This is a genomic window from Cryobacterium zongtaii (genome assembly GCF_002909375.1).
Lineage (GTDB): Bacteria > Actinomycetota > Actinomycetes > Actinomycetales > Microbacteriaceae > Cryobacterium > Cryobacterium zongtaii.
Genome location: NZ_PPXD01000013.1, coordinates 39830 through 59764, shown reverse-complemented (window position 1 = coordinate 59764; position 19935 = coordinate 39830). Strand labels below are relative to the sequence as shown.

At 63.9% G+C, this 19935-nt stretch carries 19 protein-coding genes; 6 read left to right on the top strand and 13 right to left on the bottom strand.

Annotated elements, in window-relative coordinates; all coding sequences use genetic code 11:
• Window positions 1-85: 85 nt before the first annotated feature.
• From C3B61_RS10005 to C3B61_RS09985, 5 genes are read right to left on the bottom strand one after another with little or no spacing between them, the layout of a single operon-like run.
• Window positions 86-2404, bottom strand: a complete 2319-nt coding sequence (locus tag C3B61_RS10005) for a beta-glucosidase family protein (protein ID WP_208858802.1) — start codon at window positions 2402-2404, stop codon at window positions 86-88.
• A 55-nt stretch (window positions 2405-2459) separates the two neighbouring features.
• Window positions 2460-3527 carry a LacI family DNA-binding transcriptional regulator gene (locus C3B61_RS10000; RefSeq protein WP_103460481.1) on the bottom strand — a complete coding sequence of 356 codons (1068 nt, stop codon included), beginning with the start codon at window positions 3525-3527 and terminating at the stop codon, window positions 2460-2462.
• Window positions 3527-4345, bottom strand: coding sequence for a carbohydrate ABC transporter permease (locus tag C3B61_RS09995; protein ID WP_103460480.1), 819 nt, complete (start codon window positions 4343-4345; stop codon window positions 3527-3529). The genes C3B61_RS10000 and C3B61_RS09995 overlap by 1 nt, the downstream gene beginning before the upstream one ends.
• The gene (locus C3B61_RS09990; protein WP_103460479.1) at window positions 4345-5307 is read right to left on the bottom strand and encodes a carbohydrate ABC transporter permease; all 963 of its coding nucleotides are present in this window, start codon (window positions 5305-5307) and stop codon (window positions 4345-4347) included. Before C3B61_RS09990 ends, C3B61_RS09995 begins: the two co-directional genes overlap by 1 nt.
• Window positions 5308-5330: 23 nt before the next feature.
• Complete coding sequence (locus C3B61_RS09985; protein ID WP_103460478.1) at window positions 5331-6680, bottom strand: ABC transporter substrate-binding protein; 1350 nt, start codon at window positions 6678-6680, stop codon at window positions 5331-5333.
• A 480-nt stretch (window positions 6681-7160) separates the two neighbouring features.
• Between C3B61_RS09985 and C3B61_RS20275 the strand changes: the two genes are divergently transcribed.
• The 3 genes from C3B61_RS20275 (at window position 7161) to C3B61_RS09975 (ending at window position 7950) form a co-directional block, all read left to right on the top strand.
• Complete coding sequence (locus tag C3B61_RS20275) at window positions 7161-7430, top strand: lactococcin 972 family bacteriocin (RefSeq protein ID WP_103460477.1); 270 nt, start codon at window positions 7161-7163, stop codon at window positions 7428-7430.
• A 95-nt stretch (window positions 7431-7525) separates the two neighbouring features.
• On the top strand, window positions 7526-7684 hold the full coding sequence (locus tag C3B61_RS19690) for a hypothetical protein (RefSeq protein WP_165791146.1): 159 nt from the start codon (window positions 7526-7528) through the stop codon (window positions 7682-7684).
• Window positions 7681-7950: a hypothetical protein gene (locus tag C3B61_RS09975; protein WP_103460476.1), complete on the top strand. Its 270-nt coding sequence runs from the start codon at window positions 7681-7683 to the stop codon at window positions 7948-7950. The genes C3B61_RS19690 and C3B61_RS09975 overlap by 4 nt, the downstream gene beginning before the upstream one ends.
• Here C3B61_RS09975 and C3B61_RS09970 read toward each other — a convergent pair.
• From C3B61_RS09970 to C3B61_RS09935, 8 genes are all read right to left on the bottom strand, one after another.
• On the bottom strand, window positions 7947-9275 hold the full coding sequence (locus C3B61_RS09970) for a purine-cytosine permease family protein (protein WP_103460475.1): 1329 nt from the start codon (window positions 9273-9275) through the stop codon (window positions 7947-7949). The two genes, C3B61_RS09975 and C3B61_RS09970, sit on opposite strands and share 4 nt — an antisense overlap.
• Before the next feature lie 9 nt (window positions 9276-9284).
• Window positions 9285-9515 carry a hypothetical protein gene (locus C3B61_RS09965; protein WP_103460474.1) on the bottom strand — a complete coding sequence of 77 codons (231 nt, stop codon included), beginning with the start codon at window positions 9513-9515 and terminating at the stop codon, window positions 9285-9287.
• A gap of 322 nt (window positions 9516-9837) precedes the next feature.
• Window positions 9838-10326, bottom strand: a complete 489-nt coding sequence (locus tag C3B61_RS09960; RefSeq protein WP_208858801.1) for a nucleoside deaminase — start codon at window positions 10324-10326, stop codon at window positions 9838-9840.
• 34 nt (window positions 10327-10360) lie between these two features.
• Entirely contained in the window at window positions 10361-11854 is a 1494-nt protein-coding gene (locus C3B61_RS09955) for a cytosine permease (protein WP_103460473.1), read from the bottom strand.
• A 124-nt stretch (window positions 11855-11978) separates the two neighbouring features.
• On the bottom strand, window positions 11979-13403 hold the full coding sequence (locus tag C3B61_RS09950; protein ID WP_243399077.1) for a YlbE family protein: 1425 nt from the start codon (window positions 13401-13403) through the stop codon (window positions 11979-11981).
• Window positions 13403-14950: an acyl-CoA synthetase FdrA gene (gene fdrA, locus C3B61_RS09945; protein WP_103460472.1), complete on the bottom strand. Its 1548-nt coding sequence runs from the start codon at window positions 14948-14950 to the stop codon at window positions 13403-13405. Before fdrA ends, C3B61_RS09950 begins: the two co-directional genes overlap by 1 nt.
• Before the next feature lie 25 nt (window positions 14951-14975).
• Entirely contained in the window at window positions 14976-15584 is a 609-nt protein-coding gene (locus C3B61_RS09940; RefSeq protein WP_103430509.1) for an ankyrin repeat domain-containing protein, read from the bottom strand.
• Entirely contained in the window at window positions 15581-16591 is a 1011-nt protein-coding gene (locus C3B61_RS09935) for an oxamate carbamoyltransferase subunit AllH family protein (protein WP_103460471.1), read from the bottom strand. The genes C3B61_RS09940 and C3B61_RS09935 overlap by 4 nt, the downstream gene beginning before the upstream one ends.
• Before the next feature lie 147 nt (window positions 16592-16738).
• Here C3B61_RS09935 and C3B61_RS09930 point away from each other — a divergent pair, with 147 nt between their 5' ends.
• The 3 genes from C3B61_RS09930 to C3B61_RS09920 all read left to right on the top strand — a co-directional run bounded on the left by C3B61_RS09930 (window position 16739) and on the right by C3B61_RS09920 (window position 19118).
• The gene (locus C3B61_RS09930) at window positions 16739-17692 is read left to right on the top strand and encodes a carbamate kinase (protein ID WP_103430507.1); all 954 of its coding nucleotides are present in this window, start codon (window positions 16739-16741) and stop codon (window positions 17690-17692) included.
• A 35-nt stretch (window positions 17693-17727) separates the two neighbouring features.
• A complete protein-coding gene (locus C3B61_RS09925; RefSeq protein WP_103460470.1) occupies window positions 17728-18402 on the top strand; it encodes a GntR family transcriptional regulator in 675 nt (224 codons plus the stop codon).
• A 470-nt stretch (window positions 18403-18872) separates the two neighbouring features.
• Window positions 18873-19118, top strand: a complete 246-nt coding sequence (locus tag C3B61_RS09920; protein WP_103460469.1) for a hypothetical protein — start codon at window positions 18873-18875, stop codon at window positions 19116-19118.
• The last annotated feature ends 817 nt before the right edge of the window (window positions 19119-19935 follow it).

Here is a 19935-nt window from a genome sequence, read left to right as displayed (position 1 = left end):
TGCTGAGGCGGGCGTCCCGTCGAGCGCCCACGACGGACACCGCACCGGGCTCAGCCCGGTGCGGCGGTCGAAGGGTGATGCGGAGTTAGGGCACGAGGGCGTGGATGGCGTGGGTAGTGGACAGAGCGCGGGTGTGGTCGACGCTCCGGGTTGGGCCGGTGAGGTCGATTTCGACGGCTGTTCCGGGGTCGCCGGCGGAGTCGGCGACGGTAAGGATGATGGTTCCGGGTTCGACCTGGCGTGTTCCGTCGCGGCCGGTGAAGCTGGCGAGGTCGGCTGAGACGGTATAGACAATTTCGACGCTTTCGCCGGGGGCGAGGGCGGTGCGGGCGGCGCCGATGAGGCGTCGGACGGGCCGGGCGACGGAGGCGACGGGGTCGCTGAGGTAGAGCTGCGGGACTGCGGTGCCTGCCCGCAAGCCGACGTTGGTGACCTGCACCGTTACCTCGACGGTGCCGTCGGTCGAGATGGTTGTGGTGTTGGCGGTGGCTTGCGAGGTGTCGAAGATGGTGGTGGAGAGTCCGTGACCGAAGAAGTAGGCAGGGCTGGGGTTGATGTTGCTGACGCCGTCGCTGTTGAGCGCGAGCGGGGCGGCGAGGTAGGTACTCGGCTGCGGGGCGTTGTCGCCGGGTACCTGGACGGGAAGCCGGCCAGTTGGAGCGACTCGTCCAGAGAGAACGCCGGCGATGGCGGCGGCGCCTTCCTGGCCCGGGAAGAACGTCTGAATCGTCGCCGTGGCCGCCTCAGCGAAGCGTTCGATGGCGTACGGACGCCCGGAGAGGACGACCAGCACGGCCTGTGAGGCGCGGGCCAGGACAGCTTCGGCGAGTACTTCTTGTCCGCCCGGCAGGCGTAGGTCGACGACGTCGCATCCTTCACCCGATGTTCCGTGGCCGAACATGCCGGAACGGTCGCCGATGACGAGGATCGTCAGGTCCGCAGCTACGGCGGCCTGGGCGGCGGTCTCGACGTCGTCTGTGGAGCAGTCAAGGTGGTCAGCGCCCCGGACGTAGGTGATCTCGCTGTTCGGGAACTCTTTGCGGAGCGCGTCGAGGACGGTGGGGGCGTCGATTCCTATGGGCAGGTCGGGGTGGTTGGGGAGGACGTGGTTCGGGAAGGAGTAGCAGCCGAACAAGCAGCGTGCATCGTCGGCGCCGGGACCGATGACAGCGATCCGATGCGGCGCGTTCGTCATTGGGACGAGGTGGTCGTCGTTGCGGAGCAGGACGATGCTTTTCTCGGCGATTTGCCGTGCGACGTTGTGATTGTTGGCACTGTCGAGGTCGATGCGGTCGCCGGTGTTCTGTGGCTGCCAGTCTGCGTCGAGGAGACCAAGCTCGGCCTTCTGCGTGAGTACCCGGAGTGTTGCTTGGTCGACGAGCCGCCGGCCTTCGGAGTCGTTTGCGAGGCGTTCGTCGAACCCGAGGGCGTGAGGGAGTTCGATGTCTATGCCGGCCTCGAGGGCGAGCCTGCCGGCGTGGGTGTTGTCGGCGGCGATCTTGTGCATGCTGGCCAGGAATGGGACGGCCCAGTAGTCGCTGACGACGGTTCCGGTAAAGCCCCATTGGTCGCGGAGCACACCGGTGAGGAGGTCGCGGTCAGCTCCGGCAGGGATGCCATCGATGTCGGTGTAGGCGTTCATAACGCTGCGCACTCCGCCCTCGATGACAGCGCGTTCGAAGGGAAGCAGCATGACGTCAGCGAGCTCGCGTGGCCCCATGGACACGGGGGCGTGGTTGCGGGCGCCGCGGGAGGCAGAGTAACCGACAAAATGCTTCAAGGTCGCGATGACGCCGGCGGACTGGATGCCGCGGACGTAGGCGGTGGCGAGTTCTCCGACGAGGTGGGGGTCCTCGCCCAGGGTCTCTTCTACACGTCCCCAACGGTGGTCGCGGACGACGTCGAGGACGGGTGCGAGCCCTTGGTGGACACCGACCGACGCGAGGTCGGTTCCGATGCGGGCTCCGAGTTCGTGGATGAGGTCGGGGTCGAAGGTACTAGCCCAGGCGAGGGGGGTCGGGTAGACGGTGGCCTGCCAGGCGGTGAACCCGGTGAGGCATTCCTCATGGGCAACTGCGGGGATGCGGAACCGGTTGGCATTCATTACGGCGCGCTGCAACTCGGCCAGTCGCGCGACTCCGTCGGTCGGGTCGATGGGGGTGGTGCCGAAGGGGCGAGTGATCTGGCCGATACCGTCGACGATGGCGGCGTCGAAGGATGCTGCTTGGTTCTGGCTGCTCTGCATGGGGGCGACGTCACCGCTGGCTCCTTCGGCTCCGGGCCAAACTGAGACGAGCTGCTGGATCTTTTCTCGCCAGGTCAGTTCGGTCAGGAGAGCGTTCGCGCGATCCGCGGCGCTGAGGGTGGTGTCGTGCCAGGGGTGGGTAGTAATGGCAGTACTCATAAGTGATCCCTCCGGGGACAACGAGGTTAGGGCGGGCTGATCAAGTCAGGAAGGGTCAGCGCGAAGGAGGTGCGGTCGAGGCACGCTCGACGAGATACGTGGCGAGCTCGACTCGCTTCGCTGCGAGGGAGTCACCGGCGGCGAGACGCATGATGCTGGACACGGCGGTGCGGCCGATATCGGCGATGGGCTGATGCACCGTGGTCAGCGGGGGTGTCGCGGTGTGGGCGAGATAAGTGTCGTCGAATCCGATGACGCTGAGGTCGACAGGGACGGAGAGGCCGGCACGTCGTGCGGCCTCGAGGACGCCCATGGCAGAGATGTCGCTGCCAGCGAAGATCGCGGTAGGCGGGACTTTGTCCGCCAGAAGGATCTCGGTGGAGCGGCATCCGTGCTCGTAGGAATACGCCCCGCGCGGGACGGCACCAAGATCGACGGAGATCCCAGCGTCGGACATGGCGGCGGCCCAGCCGTGGGCGCGAATGACGTCACAGTTCGCACCTGGGGGGCCACCGATGTAGGCGATCTTCCGGTGCCCGAGTGCCAAGAGATGGTTGGTGGCCTCGTAGGCACCGGCCCAGTTGGTGGCGCCGATGCTGGGCGTCGAGGGGCGGGGCTGGTCGATGGGGTCGATGAGGATCATCGGTAATCCAACAGCGCGCAAGGCCCTTTCGCGTTGCGCGGAGTACCGGCTGGTGACCTCGATGACGCCGATGCGACCGGCGCGGACGAGGGATTGGGCCCAGTCGGCGCGGGGGGTATCGGCGATGCTGGCGATGGGCCTCATGAGCAGCCCGGTGTTAAGTATTCCTGCAGTCTCGAGTGCTCCGCCCAGCAACATCGACAAGTAGGGGTTGGAGACGTCGCCCGGTTCGACGAGCATCTCGATGGTCCCTTCCCCAGCACTGCGGAGGGAGGAGGCTCGTTCGATGACGCTGAGGTAGCCGAGGTTTTCTGCTGCTTCTTCGACTCGAGTTCGGGTGTCATCGCCGACACCGGATCGGCCGTTGACGACCTTTGAAACGGTCGCGATGGAGACGTTCGCGCGGCGAGCGACGTCGTTGATCGTGGTCCGTCGGCCGCCTTCGGCTCGTCGGACGTGGTCGCCGTCGACGTGGGTCATTACTTACCTCCCACTCCGGTGAGGCCGGCCACGAGGGAGCGGCGTGCGAAGAGGTAGACCACGAAGATCGGGATGATCGTGAGTATTACCGCAGCCATGAGCCCGGGGATGTTGACACTGAACTGGGAGCGGAACCCGTTCAGTCCGACGGTGGCGACGGTGACCTCGGGTGACCTGGTGAGAATCAGGGGCAGCAGGAACCCATTCCAGGCGTTGAGGGCTGAGTAAACGACGATCGTGGCGATGCCGCTGCGTGACAACGGCAGGACCATCGTCAGGAAGGTTCTAACAGAACTGGCGCCGTCGAGTGCCATCGCTTCGTACAGCTCTCCCCCGATCTCGCGCATGCTGCCGGTGAGGATGAGGGTTGTCAGCGGGATCACGAATGCCGCGGTCGGGAGGATGACGCCGAGGAGGGTGTCGTAGAGCCCGAGGGAGTCGATCAGGTAATAGAGCGGAATGACGACTACCTGGGCGGGGATCGCAAGGCCGAAGAGCATGAGCCGGAAAACGCGTCGCACCCAGGAGCTTCCGCTTCGGACGATGGCGAACGCGAGCGGTGGGACAAGAACGACGACGAGGGCGACGACTCCGATGGTGATGATGGCGGCGTTAAACAGGAACCGTCCGAAGCCCATCTGGATAGCCAGCCCGAAGTTGCTGAAGGTGAATTCGGAGGGGGCGGCGAAGGGACCGCCGGCGGTGTAGGCACCCTGGCTCTCCAATGCTGCCCTGACCATGATGTAGACGGGCAGCAGGATGATCAGCAGCCAAAGGCCGGCGAGGATGCCGCCGGGCAGATTTGCTCGAGTGTGCATCAGAGACCTTCCTGGGTGCCGGCCATCTTGTCGTAGCCGGTGACTCGGACCATTACGGCGGACACGATCGTAGCGAGGACGACGAGGACGAGGGCGATGACGCTGCCGTAGCCGAGGTCGTAGGAGATGAAACCCTGCTCGTACATGAGGTAGGGCAGAATCGACGTTCCGCCGCTGGGCCCACCTCGGGTAAGGATCAGGATGATGTCGAACGCGGTGAAGGTGCCGACGACGATGAGGATCGTGCAGGTGATCATCGTGTTCCGCAGCTGCGGGACGGTGATCGAGAAGAACTGCCGGACGCGGCCGGCGCCGTCCATTTGTGCCGCTTGGTAGAGCACGGCAGGTACGGAGCGGGCGGCTCCTTGGAAGATCAGCGTGTAGAGCGGCGATGCGCCCCAGAGGTAAATGAAGGCAATCGCAACGAGTGCGCTGGTGCGGTTGCCGAGGATGTTGCCGTCTCCGAAGAGCCAGGGCAGGGCACTGGGCAGTCCGAAGTTCGGGTCGAGCAGTGCCCCCCACACCACGCTGACGGCAGCTGTCGACATGAGAAGGGGGATGAAGTAAAGGGCCACGACGACGGCGCGGCCGCGCCGCGGGCCTGCTGCCCAGACGCCGGTGAGGAGCCCGAGGGGGATCTGGGTGACGACGGCGAGGACGACGAGGGTGAGGGTGACAACAACGCTCTGGCCGACAGCGCTGTCGCTGATGAGGCGTTGCCAGTTCTCGAGCCCGATGAAGCGGGGAGGGCTGAGGCGAATGCCGTTGTAGGAGGTGAAGGAGAGGTAGACGGCGAATGCGAGGGGAAGCAGCGCGAACACACCGAAGAATAAGGTCGCGGGCAGAGCCCAGACGAGGCCGGGGCGGCCTGCGCGGAGCAGGCCGCCCTTCGTGGTGCTCGTCCGCCGCTGCGTCTTCTCTGCTTCCCTGGTGGGGCGCTCAAGGGTGGCCAGGCGGGTCATGGGAGTTTCTTTCTCGGGGGTGTTCAGCGGTCGGATGCGGCGGTCAGGGACTGCATGTCGCTGATCCACTGCTCGCTGTCGATGGAGCCGTTGGCGTAGTCGGCGATGGCGTCGGTCAGGCGCTCCTTGCTCTCGACGGGGACGGTCTGGTCCCACGAGAGCTGGAAGGTCGGAGCGTTCTCGACCAGGTCGAAGACAAAGCTGAGGTACTCCTTGTTCTTGTCGTCGATGGTCGTATCAGCCTGGACGAGGTCGTTAGCGCTGGTGGTGGGGGGCAGGTTGCCGAGGGCGATCTGGTCCTTCTGGAAATCGTCCGAGTACAGCTCCTTGAGGAAGTCGCGGACGGTGTCGGGGTAGCGGGTGTCGGCAGTGACGTTGTAGTAGTTGCTAAGGTTTCCGGCGATCTCGCCGTCTTCGCCTTCTCCTCCGCTGATGGACGGGAACGCCGTCCAGCCAAGATCGTTCTCGACAAAGTCGGGCGCTGCGGCCTTGAGGGTGGCGTAGTTCCAGGTGCCCATGAGCTCGTAGGCGGCCTTGCCCTGGCTGAGCAGGGCGGTGGTTCCGTTGTTGGAGTAGCCCACGGAGTCAAAGGCGGTGCCGAAGGCGTCGTTTCCGGCTAAGGTGCTGATGTCTTCGAGGGCTCGCTCGCTACCGTCGCTGGACCAGACGTCGCCGTCGCCGGCGAGGCCCTTTGCGACGTCGTCGTTACCAAGCTGGCGGGCGAAGGCGTACTGGTACCACATCTGGGTGGGCCACTTGTCGGCGCCGCCGAGGGCGACGGGAGTGACACCGTCTGCCTTGAGCTTGTCGACCTGGTCGAGCAGTTCGTCCCAGGACGTGGCCGGCTCGAGGCCGGCGTCAGCAAGCACCTTCTCGTTGGTGAACAGGAACGTCGGGGCGACACCGCGCATAGGGATGCCATAGGCCTCGTCGTCGATGACTTCTTCGTCGAACACGGTGGGGATGAACGAGTCGCGGAGTGCGGGATCGTCGTCGATGAAGTCGTTCAAGGAGAGCAGCGCACCGCCGTCGACGGCCTGCTGGATGTCGGCCGAACCCCAGCTCATAAAGATGTCGGGCGCATTGGCAGTCCCGAGGGAGGTACGGACCGCAGTGGTGTAGTCACTGCCAGCGGCTGGACCGTTGTCCACAACAATCTTGACGTCGCTGGTTGCGTTGAAGCGGTCCGCGGCGGCCTTCTCGGCCGAGGCTGCAGCGTCACCATAGACGAGGATGTGGACCTCGTTCTCGGGGCGGTCATCGCTCGGGCCCGAGGCGGACGTGCCGCTCGCGCAGCCCGCGGTGCCGAGAGCGAGTGCAGCGGCCGTAGCCACAGCTCCGATTCGCGAGAAGGTCTTGTTCTTGTTCTTCATCGAACACTCCAGTCGTTGCCGCGTAGTCGTCGGCTCTGATTGCTTGATGCGGTCGGAACGCCGCGCAAGGCAAACTTATGGCCACGATCGAGAGAACAAGGACGCCGAGCTGCGAAAAACTTTCGCGCACTCAGAGAGTGTCTTTTCACGGCCGATTGAAGACCAAAGAATTGTTTGAGCGCCGTCCGATAGCCGATCATCTAGCGGCCACTCCCCCCGTCTGGGTAACACTCCTGCCACCTCGGCGCTGAGTGGCGGCGTTTTGTGATCACTATTTGGCGCATCGACCTGATTAGTCGCGTTGCCTTATTCGGGTGCGATTAGCGACACAGATTTCCACACTCGTCTGCACAGATCGTTCGGATATGCACCCTTTAAGCCCGGTCAGGGCGTTAAGTTCCCCGCTGCGCGGCATTGGGGCCAAGCCGTGGTGCCGACCTAGGAGGCACACATATTGCGAGCTCGTAACTACTTGGCGAAATTGCACTGACCGCTTGCTTGACGAGTGGCGGAGCAGTTGCCGCCAACGCTTCGATTTTGTATGGAGATGGCGGCACCCTCGGCTTCGGCACGGACTACCCCTCGAGAGGAACATGGTCCGACTACCATCACCCCAGACGGGCGCATTGCTCTCATGTGCACAATGCCTCGTACTCTGTCCGCAGCTCGAATGCCGGCGCCGGGTTGTGGTCCAGGGCTAGCATCGGAACGACCATTTTCGGAGACCGCTCAACGTGCAACTTCGTGTGAATGAGTGGGTGTTCTCGATCCAATAAGGATGGTCGAGAACACCCCACTCCACGATGATGCGACAGCACCTGGCGTTCGGTAATTAGGAATCCGTATTGAGTTTGATTGCAAGGTTTGCTGTAGCGATCGCAGCCCAGCTGGGCATCATGCTGCGGATGAGCCCGCCGGCGTTGAGCGTGGCGGAGTTCACTGCCAGGTTCGCCGCGGATGAGCGTTTCGGTGCGGCGTATGCTCCTGCGGCGGTGGCCTCGTGACCGCGACCGTCGACCGGCCGGTGCCGCACGGCTCGGGTTCACGCCCGGGCAGGGAGCGCAAGGAGCGCGACACCCTCTCGGTGGAGAGGGCCAAGCTCGAGCTGCTGCGCACCGCCAATGCCACCGGGGGGGGGCTGATGATCATGGATCCGCGGGTGGTGGTGATCTGGCACCTGCTGACGGGCATCAGCCCCTGGTCCACCCACAACCTCACCGTGCTGGCGATTCTGTTCGTCGCGACGGCCGGAGCGACGGGAGAGTTCTAGAGACGATTTCCATGTCGCTGACCCAAACGGCGTGCCAGAACGGTCTCAACGATTACATATACGAGAATGGCCACGATGAGTCCGCTGACGGCATCGGAGAACTCGGGTGCAAGCCAATGCGCGGCTCCACCGGCTGCGGCGCCCGCTCCCCAGGCGACGAAGGCCGTGGGCCGAGTCTTGGCGACTGCTCGCACTGCGGAGCGGCGGCCGAGGATGACCTGGTCGGCGATCAGTACCCCACCGAGCGGCGGCACGAAGACACTGAGGATGATGAGCCAGTCTAGGAAGTGGTTCCAGACTCCGGCGAGTGCGGCGGCGACGCCGATCGTGCCGAGGATGAGCGTCATGACTCGCATCTTGGAGTGCGTCAAGTGTGACCAGCTCAGGGCGCCGTTATAGAGGCAGTGGGCGCAGACTGAACCCAGATTGACGAAGACGAAGATCGCCGCGAGGCCTCCGAGGAGTACATTCTGCCCGTCCGTGATGATCGGGAGAAAGTTTCCCCCTACTGTGTCGGCCGACACGATTGCACCGGCCGCGACGATGACCCCTCCAGTCACCTGAGCGATCACGCTCGCCACCGGGAAGGCAGTGGCGGTGGCGAGGACGGCTTCCTTACCGTTCCGGGACCAGCGGGTGAAGTCCGCTGTCATCGTCCCTGAGTCTGCGAATGTGGCAATAATGACGGAGACCGCGGCGCCGAACGTGAGGGCTCCGCCGCCGATGCCTTCGTAGGACCCGATGCTGCTGAGGTCGTGCGTCTGTGCGACGATTCCGATCGCGATGACTGCGACCACGATGAAGAGAGGTGCTGCGATAGCGCCGAGCCAGGACAGGGCTCGGATGCCGAGGTACGTGATGGCGATGAAGGCGGCGCCCGCGACGACAACAACGAGCTGTTCGTTCCAGCCGAACGCTTGGTTGAGGGTCGCACCGGTCGCACCGGTGTTGAATGCGAACCAGCCGACAACGATGCTGGCTAGGAACCCGGCGGCCAGGACGTAGCCGACGGTGCCGAAGGTCCGTGTGGCCTGCAGCGAGAAGCTCTCCCCGGTGCGGCCGGCGCGGTAGCTGAGCAGGCCAACGTAGACGAGCATGATGAGGTTCGCGACGAGGATTGCTCCCAGTCCCTGCCAGAAGCCGAGCATCGCCACGACCAGGCCGCCCGGAATGGCGTTGGTAAGGATCATCGGGAATCCGAACCATACGGCGGAGACCGTCAGTAGGGACTTTCGTCGGTTCTCGGGCACTGGTTCATGCTCGAACTCGGATGCCAGTGCGGTGCTGTCTTGAGGGTCGTTTGCGGTGGTGTGTGTAGTGGACATGTGTTTCTCCTAACGATGGCAGGTGTGTGCGGCGAACGTCGCGGCGAGGGCGATAATGGCCTTGTCGAAGGCCTCGATCGGCGGGTGGGTGACGCCGGCGCCGATCATTCCGATGCCGGCTTTCTTGTGCGCGATTGCGGTGTTGATGATCGGAAGGATGCCGGTGTCGAGAACCTTTCGGGAGTAGGTGAACGTCCGGTCTCTCGAGAAGCCAGCCGAAGCATCCAGTAGGTCTGTCACGTCCTGAGCGTCGACCTCGAAACTCGCGACCCCCTAGGATTCTTCAATGAGGTGCTCGCTTCAGAGCAAAACTCTCGGGTCCCCGCGCTGAATTCCGACAAAATCTGTAGCCGTGCGATCGAGATGGACACGACCCGCTACGACTATCGAACATCGACAGTACCTAGCGGATATGAAGTCGCTCAGGACTCTCTTGAGCCACGTCAACGAGTCAACTAAATCGCCAGCACACCCTCAATCATCAAATGTCGGTATTGTGCGCTCAAGGAAGTGCGACCCTCGGTGTGATCTCAATAACCACAACGTATGAGGCGTTGCACGGTCAGGCCTTCAGCGCCTGGTACTCCGTCCAGATCTCGGCGCAGTCCTCGCGGCCCTCCTCGATGTGCACGAGGTCGAATGTCGCCTTGTCGCTGCCGTCGAGGTAGTTGAGCAGGTGGTCGACGCTGAAGTCGTTGGCAGCGGCGTCTGCGTGCGTCGATGCGTGATAGCAGGTCTTGATGCCCGCGAGCATCATCACGCTGACGCACATCGGGCACGGTTCGCAGGTGGCGTACATGGTGTACGCCGACAAATCCAGCGTGTTCAGCATCCGGCACGCCTCGCGCACCGCGACCATCTCGGCGTGCCCAGAGGGGTCCGTTTCGCGCACGACGGTGTTGCCGACGGCGACGACGATCTTGCCGTCACTGTCGACGAGGGTTGAGCCGAACGGTCCGCCGTCGCCGGCACGCATTCCCGCGATAGTGGCGTCCACTGCTGGGGCGAAGTACGAGTTCAGGACCTCTGATGAGGGCATGTTGTGGCTCATGGTGTTCTCCATTTCACTGCGATTGTGGATGCCGTCAGACGCGACGGCGGTTGACGAAAATGGTGATCGTGTAGCCGACGAAACCGATGATCAGCCCCGAGAAGAAGGCCAGGTTGTTGACCTGTGCGAAGAATTCGATCGACGAGAGACCCGGGATTCGGCCGGCCATCGTGACCACGAAGCTCAGGATCAGCACAGTCATCGCCGGCCAGTTGTAGGCCGGAAGGGAGCCTTTCTCGCCACCGCGGTAGTCGGCATAGATGCCGTTCAGATCCTGTGTGCGACCGCGCTCCACAAAGTACGACGCGAGCATGATGCCCAGAATCGGACCGAACATCGAGCCGATGAACGAGTAGAACAGGAACAGCATGTCGGTGTTCTCGACGAACTGCCAGGGCAGAATGACCGTGCCGATAAGAGCCGCGAGGATCGCCCCGCTCTTGACCGTGAACAGCTTCGGCAGCTGGGCTGCCAGCTGCAGGCCCGCCGGCAGCATGTTACCGAACACCCCGAATACGACTGCGCCGATGTTCATAGCGATGATGAGCAGCACGATGACGAACGGATTACCGATCGAGTCGATCGCCTCGACGAAGACTCCCGGTCGGTTGATGTCGAAGTCCCCGCCGGTAGCCACCTGCAGCGAAGCCACGAACGAGACGGTGACCAGAGCGAACAGGATGTACGACCCGATCACACCGACCGGGAAGCCGATCGCCGGGTGCTTCATCGCCGTGGCATTGCGTGTGTAGTCGCCGGTGTTCACGATCGGCCCAGCCCAGTTCGACACCAGCATGGACACGCAGGTGATGAACACGAGCGGGGTCACCAGGCTGTCAACCGGGCGAATCGACATGACCTCGCCGAAGCCGCCCGCGTTGGACGCGGCAATGATGACGGCGATCACGATGAGGATGTATACACCGGGGTTCGCCCAGGTGCTGAACTTGCCGAGGAAGACCTGCCCGCCCAGGAATAGGCCGACGGTGAGTACCCAGGTGACCACGTACGAGATGGCGGTCGGGATCGGAAGGCCCAGAATGTCGGCGCCGTCTCCGATATTCATGAAGCCGGGGAAGATCGTCTCGAAGACGACATTGAAGGCTTGAGCCGAGGAAACGGTGGTGATGCCGAAGAAAACGAACCCGGCAATGATGCCGCGGATCCACGTCGGCACCAGAGCGCCCTTGTGTCCGAAGGCCTCACGCAGCTGCATAGCGAACGGCACGCCATACTTCGCGGCTGCCTGGCCGTTGAGCACATAGCCGATCGACACGATCACGGCGGCGGTCATGATCGCACCGACCACCTGCCAGGCGTTCAGACCCAGCGCGAAAAAGGTCATCACCGTGAAATACGACAGGATGTTGTGAATCGGACCCATCCACACAGTGATGAACTGTGGGGTCTTCCAGGAGCGATCCTTCGGTCGAATCGGGAGGACGTCCTCAACGTAGCCGCTGGCGCGGTAACGGTTGATCGCAGCTTCGCCGGGATCGATTAGATCTCGAACAATGGTCTCGGACATGGTGTGCGCTTTCTCTGAGCACCGACAGTGGGGTGGTGTTCGTCGCGCCCGGAAAGCGGTGCGTCTTCCCGGGCGCGACGGTAAATGATTCAGCTCGTGGCCGGCTCTGCCGGCGCCACGGTGGTTAGATTGCGATGCCGTCCGCGAGGGCGCGCAGCGCCTGCTGGAATGCCTCGACCGGCGGATGCGTGATGCCGGCACCAATCATCCCGATGCCAGGATCCTTGTGTGCGATCGCCGTGTTGATGATCGGCAGGATGCCTGTCTCCATCACCTTTCGCACATCGATGCCGCTGGGCACGCCCATGAAGTCGAGCGCGGGGATCGTGATATTCGGGTTGTTGCCCGTCGTGATCGCGTTCATGGTGCGCGAGTAGTTCATCGCGTCAGCCACGGTGCCGCCGACGAGGGCGACGATTGCGGGGGCCGCCGCCATCGCGAAGCCGCCGATGCCGAACGTCTCGGTGATGGCCGAGTCGCCCATGTCGAGGCCGGAGTCGGCCTCCGTGTAGCCGGCGAACATGGGCCCGACAACCTGCTGGGCTGGGCCGGTGAACCACTGGTTGCCGGTGCCGGACACGCGGATGCCGAAGTCGACACCGTTACGGGCCATTGTCGTGACCACGGTGGAGTTCTCGACCCCGTTCGCGGCATCCATCGAGGCCTTCGCCGCGACCATCCAGGTCGGGCCGGAGAAGTAGTCGGAGGAGGCGACGAAGTCGAACACTTCGCGCTTATCCTTGGTGGTGAAGTCCGACTCCAGGATGTAGGGCGCGAGCGCTTGGATGAGCAGGGTGGTCCCAGCGACGTTGCGGTTGTGCGCCTCATCACCCATGTGCAGCGCCTGTGAGAGCATGAGCCGCAGGTCGATGCCGTCCGTGTTCAGCGCCATGGCGCCAGCGAGCACCGGGCCGAGGACGTCGCGCATCCAGTTCAGGCGGTCGATGACCGACTGGTCGTTAGCCCCGAAGCGCAAAATCTTTGAGAGCTGCTCGGACAGGTTCGTGTACGCGGTGTTGCCGTGGGTACGGTTGGTGACCTGGTGTACCCACATGCTCGCGCTCGTGACACCGGCCATCGAACCGACGGACTGGTGTTCGTGGCAGGGCGAGAAGGTGATCTCACCGGATGCTGCGAGCTCGAACGCCTCGTCGACATTCTTTGCGAGACCCTCGAAGACGAGCGCACCGGTCACGGCGCCCTTCATCGGACCCGACATGCGGGGGAACTCGATGGGCGGGCCGGCGTGCAGGATCGTTTTCGCCGTCATCCCGGGCACGGTGTCAATCGCCTGACCGAAGCCCTCGAGGAACGGCTGGGCAGAGAGGATTCGATCGAGCGCGACCTGGTTGGCCGCATCGATCTTCGAGGCGTTGGCCGGGTCTTCGAGGCGACTGAGCGCCGCAATGACCTCGGGGTCTCCGCCACCCGGCGGGGTCCACTCCATCAGCACGGGGTCTACGCCCTGTGCTTTGAGGTCGTCGGCGAACATGTCGAGTCCGAGGTTCACCGGCTTCAGGCCGTTGTGGAACAGATCGTTGATGCTCATCAGTTGTCACCCTTCGCGACGAATTCACGGGCGAGGAGCCCGAGGTTGGTGGAGGAGGAGGAGATGGTCACACCGGCGGCTTCCAGCATCGCGATCTGGTCGGCGACGGCCGGGGTGTCCAGATCGGTGCCGAGGACGTAGCCGAGGATCTCCAGGTGCTGGCCGCGCGCGGCGGCCTTGGCCTTTGCTTCGGTGATGGCCGGGATGGTCACACCGACCGGGTCGTCATGCGAGCCGAAGCCCACGATGAAGTCCATGGCGATGACGCCGACCTCGGGGTCGTTCGCCTCCTGGGCGAGGCGCTGGAGACGCATCGTCGGGTCGATCATCGGGTGCGGACGACCGTTGGTGAAGTCGTCGTCACCCATATCGAGGAACGTGTGTTCGCGCGACGGATCGGTGGCACCGATTTTGTACTGCGGGTCCTTCTGGATGTTGGAGTAGACGTTGTCGTATTTGTCGAGCGCGGCGAACATCGACTCGTCGCAGAGCGTTCCACCGCAGAACAGGCCGCGGATGTACTTCTGCTCGGGCACGAGCTTGGCCCGCACCTCTTCGATCAGCGGGATGTTCAGGGCGTGCAGGTCGAGGGTCGACTTGTCGATGCCGGCAGCGAGTACCGCGGCGACGGCGGCCGGCTTGGTGCCAGAGGTCATCGTCACGTTGGCGTATCCGCTCTCAGTGCGCTGTGAGCCGAGGAAGTTCACGATGACCGGCTTCGAGGCGGCACCGGCGACGGCGAGCACCTTGTCGGCGACCTCCTCTGCGGGTGGCTTCGAGACGATGACGATGACCGCGGTCTCGGGGTCGGCGTCCAGGGCGCGGATGCTGTCAATCATCGAGATGCCACCGATTTCGGCGGACAGGTCGCGACCACCGGTGCCGAGCAACTGGGACACACCGCCACCGAAGTCGTGGATACGCACGGAGAGCTCCTGGCTACCGGTGCCCGAGGCGCCGACGATGCCGATGTTTCCGCGGCGCACGGCGTTAGCAAAGGCGAGGCCGACTCCGTTGATGATGGCCGTTCCGCAGTCCGGGCCCATCACGAGCAGACCTTTCTCGTGGGCGAGTGTCTTCAGTGCAAGCTCATCCTCGACCGACACGTTGTCGGAGAAGATCATGACGTGCTTGCCGGCGTTCAGCGCCTTGCGCGCTTCGCGTGCGGCGAAGGCACCGTTGACCGAGATGATCACGAGGTTCGTGTCGGCGACCTCGCTGAACGCGCCGTCGAGGGTGCGATAGCGCACCTCGGCCGCGTCGCCCGATCCCTTGTTCTTACGGGCGAGGATGTCGTTGACGGCCTCGATGGCCGCGCCGATCGTGTCATCCGTTGCGTCGATGACGACCATCAGATCACTGGGCTTCGCCGCGTCGACCGCGGGGTCGGAGACGCCGACGTTGAGGAGCACCTCCTTGTTCATCGGCGTCGCCATGCCCAGCAGAGCCAGGGTGACACCGTCGACGGCGTTCGCCTTCGTGCTCATTGACATGAGCGAGACGGAATCGAGGTAGGAGTTCTTTCTGATTTCGATGTGCCTGGTCATTGTTGTCCTTTCGGGGAGAGAATTTTTAGGCCTGGTGGCGTTCGAGGATGGCGACGATCTCGTCGAAGCCGCGCTTGCGCGCGAGCTCCACCGGGGAGACGCCCCACTCGTCGGTCATGCCGGGCTTCGCACCATGGGCGAGCAGAAGCTCGACGGTCTGCTGACGCACCGGGCCGCCGTCGCCGAGGATGATCGTCTCGACAAGCGCGGTCCAGCCGAGGTTGTTGGTGAGGTTGACGTTGATGCGCGTGTTCTCTAGCAGGTAGCGCACAATCTCGAGGTGGCCCTTTTCGGCCGCCGGGGTGAGGCCGTTTCCGCCCATGCGGGTGAGGCGTTTGAGGTCGGTGCCCGCCTCGACCATGATCTTCACGATCTCGAGATCGTTGAAAATGCATCCGTGCAGAAAGGCGTTGAAGCAGGTCTGGTCCTGGGCGTCGATGTCGAGACCCTCAGCGATCAGCCAGCGCACGACGTCGAGGTGCCGGCCGCGAGCCGCGCGAAGGATCGCGGTAGCCTCCTCGCGGTCGACGGCATTAATGTCGGCGCCGTCGGCCAGAGCGGCCTTGACACCTTCGAGGTCGCCGGATGCGGCGCTGTCGAGGTAGCGCTCGTCGGGGCTGGGAGCAGTGCTCATGAAAATTCTCCTTGGGGTGGTGCGATCTGGGGTGTCGCGGTGGGTATGGGTGCGCGGGTGCGCGCGGTCTCGGCGAGGTCGAGTGCCAGCCGGATGCCGGTGAGGATGTCGCACCCAGAGGTGTGACCGATCGCGGCAGTCTCAGTGGCCATCGTGACGATCCGCGGGTTGTCGCCGACGATGAGGGCGGTGACGAGATCGTGCAGGCGACGGCGTGCGCGCCCGGTAAGGGCGGCACGGAGGGTCACGAGGCTCAGCAGCGTTGTGCTGTCATCTCCGTCGTGCACGGCCGCGGTCACCGGTTCGAGAATCGCGGTGAGACCGAACCCGGGGTGTGCGGCGAGGAACGCGAGCCCGGTGAGGATGTCGTCTCCGGAGGGAGTGAGACCCTCGCCGAGGCCGAGCAAACGGCGGGCCGCCTCGGTGACGGGCTGTGCGATCGGTTCGGCGATCAACGCTGTGACCGACTCAGCTGTAGCCGCACCGTGCAGCAGCGCCATCGCGGCGGCGCGCAGCCGCTCGACTCCTGCGTCGAGAGCTTGTGCGCTGGCGGCACCGAACGGAGTGATCGCAGCGGGGGAGGTGAACGCATCCAGCGCGGTGCGTGCGGCGCGGAGTGCGGTGGTGGATGGCGTGCGCGCATCTACGACGGGAGTCCAGCGGTCCGCCGCGTTCAGCATGATGCGCACGGATCCGGCAACGGAGTGCACGACGAGCGCGTGGCCGTCGCCCGGCACGCCTTCGACCTCGACGCGGTCGCCGGCCTGCGCGCGCAAGGTCGGCCAGCCGGAGGCGGGGATGCGAATGGTCCAGGGGGCGTCATCCAGCCGGTCGTGGGCCAGGGCGATGAGCCCACCGAAACACTGGACGTTAACGACGTGGTCGTGCACGGAGTGCACGATGAGATCGCCACCGAACCCGTCATGGGTGGCGCTGGAGAGGGTCTCCTCAAGTGCGTCCTCCCAGGTGGCCGCGCGCAGCGTGGCGATGGGTGCGACAGGTGTCATCGTCGTCTCTCTGTTGCATCCGCGTGCCCAGGTGGTGCCCGTGCGGCAGATGCTGTGAATTGTCTTGTTCTTAGGTATACCATTTAGAGTAATGGAATACCATTTGTTGATCTGGCCTACCAGAAAACTTTTCACAAGGGAGAAAACATGCGCGTTGTAGTGGCACTGGGAGGCAACGCCCTCGCACGTCGTGGCGAACCGATGACCGCCGAGTTCCTGAGGGCGAACGTGCGCTCAGCCTGTATCGCGCTGGCTTCCCTCGCGCGTGAAAACGAGATGGTGATCACGCACGGGAACGGGCCGCAGGTCGGTCTGCTCGCGCTGCAGAACCTCGCGTACCAGGATGTCGCGGCCTATCCGCTCGATATCCTTGGCGCGGAGACGCAGGGCATGATCGGCTACGTCGTGCAGCAGGAGCTCTCGAACGCCCTCAACGGCGAGCGTGAGGTGGCCGCCATCATCACCACCACCACCGTCGATGAAGCCGACCCGGCCTTCGACCGTCCGACCAAGCTCATCGGACCTCAGTACTCCTCGCACGACGCCGCTGAGGCCGCTGCTGAGTACCGCTGGACCATCGCGAAGGACGGCAACGCGTACCGCCGCGTCGTGCCATCGCCCAACCCGGTCGCTATCGTGCAAGCACCGCTGATTCGCCGCCTGCTCGAGGCCGGCACTCTCGCGGTCTGCGTCGGCGGTGGCGGCGTGCCAGTGCGCACGGACTCAAAGGGCCGCCACGTCGGCGTCCAGGCAGTGGTCGACAAGGACCTCGCCAGCGCCGCCCTCGCTGCCGACATCGGCGCTGACACTCTGATCATGCTCACCGATGGCGACTACGTAAGCGAGAACTGGGGCACTCCCGAGCAGCGTGACATCCACACTGCCTCGGTGGATGCTATCGCCGCGATGACGTTCGCCGAGGGCTCCATGCAGCCCAAGATCGATGCCGCGATTCGCGTGGCTCGTGCTGGCGGCCGCACCCTGATCGGTCCGCTCGACCGCCTGGACGACTTGCTCGCCCGCAGGATCGGCACCGAGATCCTACCGACGTTCGATGAGGGCATCCGCTGGGTGGAGAAGCCGCAGAAGAAGAAGGCCTGACCGGTCGCTTGCGGCCATTATGCGAGGATGGCCTTGTGAGCCGAGTAGACGAACGCGAACTGGAATCCAGTCGAGTCGCGACCTGGTTGCGTGACGCTATCCTCGATGGCGTCCGCGACCCGGGCAGCAAGCTCATCGAGCGGGATCTTGCCGCTGAGTTCGGCGTCAGCCGAGTGCCGGTGCGCGACGCACTAAAGATGCTCGACGGCGAAGGCCTAGTCGAACTGCGTCCGCGTACCTGGGCCATCGTGCGCGAATTCACCGCCGCTGATCTCGCGGACCTCGACGAGGTCAGGCAAGTGCTCGACCCGATGGCGTTCCGCCTTGCCGCGGAACGCCACCGACGCGACGGGCTTGAACTATTGCGGGTTGCCCTGGAAAACGAACAGGAAAGCGCACGCGTAGACAACATTCTGGTATCGCGACGCGCGGCCGCCGACTTCCACGAGATCGCCGTGCAACTCGCTGACAACCAGTTGCTGAGTGACCTGATGGGCACCATCCGGAGCCGCCTTCGCTGGTCCCTCGTGCAGCATGATGACCTGAAGCACATCGCTGATGAGCACGTCGCACTCTACGAAGCCGTCCGCGATCGCGATGGCGACCGGGCGAGCGCGCTGGCATTCGACCACGTCGAGAGCAGCATCCGCGAACGCCTCGCGCATGCCGTGGCTGTGCGCGCCGAGGCCACGCGGACCGTCGCGAACTGAGCCGCCGCAAGCGACTGCTCCCTGAGAGGGAACCGTTCCCTAAGGAGAGCCGAAAGCCCGTCTCGACGGGGACCTGGCAAGACACTTCAGCACCCTTCGTGACGTCTGCTACGCCGATTCATCAGGGATCGCGATGCGCGGCAAATCTCGTGACTGCGGCGCATCACCTCCTAGTTGGTAATCCGCACTCGTTATTGGTCATGAGGCGCCGACGGCAAGGTGTGACTTTCGGCGCTGTGTGGCGGCGTTCTGTGATCGCTATTTGGCGCATCGACCTTGCTACCGGCGCTAGCTCAGAACGGGTAGTCAGCGTCTTTGACTCATGTATTGCGAAGCGTCTCGCCCACCCAGTCGAAGACTGATCAAATGATGGCTTCATGCGCGCGATGGTGATCTGTTGCGTCGCGTGATCGCCGAGTTGGCACCACGGTGCAGCGTGTTCGTCGACGGGATCTCGTTAATGTTGCCAGATGACCGAATATCGTGCCGTTTTCGACGCAGAGATCATCTTCTCGAACGAGGGCGGTCTTCAGGCCCAGGGGTTCCGTGTCGACGTGCCCGGCCCTGACGTGAGCCGAGAAGAAATCGCCCGCCTGTTCGTCACTTCGCTCAATCTGCTCATGACCGAAAGTGCCGTTGTGGATAACGTCCGGATTATCGAGGAGGCACACAAGGGCACGAGGGGTGGTCCCGGTGACCCGCGACGCCGCGTCTGATCCATTGAGGCTAGCCAGATTCACCGCAGTGATGCCGCGCGCTTCTGAGGTCGAGATGCCTCTACATCGCAGACCCCCTGGGTGAACGGTGATTACTCATTCTGGTTATGAGGCACCCAGGAACACCCAGACAAAGCAGCTCACCGACGCATTCGTATGCGGCCCCGGGCCAAGGAGCATCGCCATAGTTAGGCCACAGATACCCGCCGGCGAGCTGGGCACTAGGCGAGCACGTCCTGAATGGCGTACCGCACGTGCCGACCGAGCTTCAAGGTACGGCGGCCCGGCGTGAGTCAGGCGCCAGTCTTCCAGCGTTCGCTCAGGCAGTCGGAGTATCTCCGCAAGCTCCTGCGGGGTGAGAAACGTCGAAGTGATCTGAGTCATCGCGTTCATACCCAGAAGGTGCGCGCACGAAGCCGTGGGCAGCCCGACTGGTTCAGGAGAGGTCCGTATCAGCCCGTACCGTACGACACCACAGCATCCCTTGGAGGGGGTTATTGGGCCGTTTCTGGTCACAGAGGCTGAAATAGGCCTAGTTGGGAGGAGGGGCGATGGAATGTTTCGCCGCGAAATCCTACGCCTGTTATTGCTGGGGTACCTGGACTCGAACCAAGAACAAATGATAGCTATCTCGGTCGCGCCGCTCCCCCGCAACTGGGGCGGAATCCCGCGGATTTCCGCGGTTTTCATGGGTCTAGTGTACGCGCCGGCACGGACTGATACGGGCTCATTCTGGTCACGCGGGAAGGTATCTGGTCCGTTTCTGGTCACAGAAATTGAGAGGTGGGCCGCGCCGCGCGTTGAGCATGGTGACACC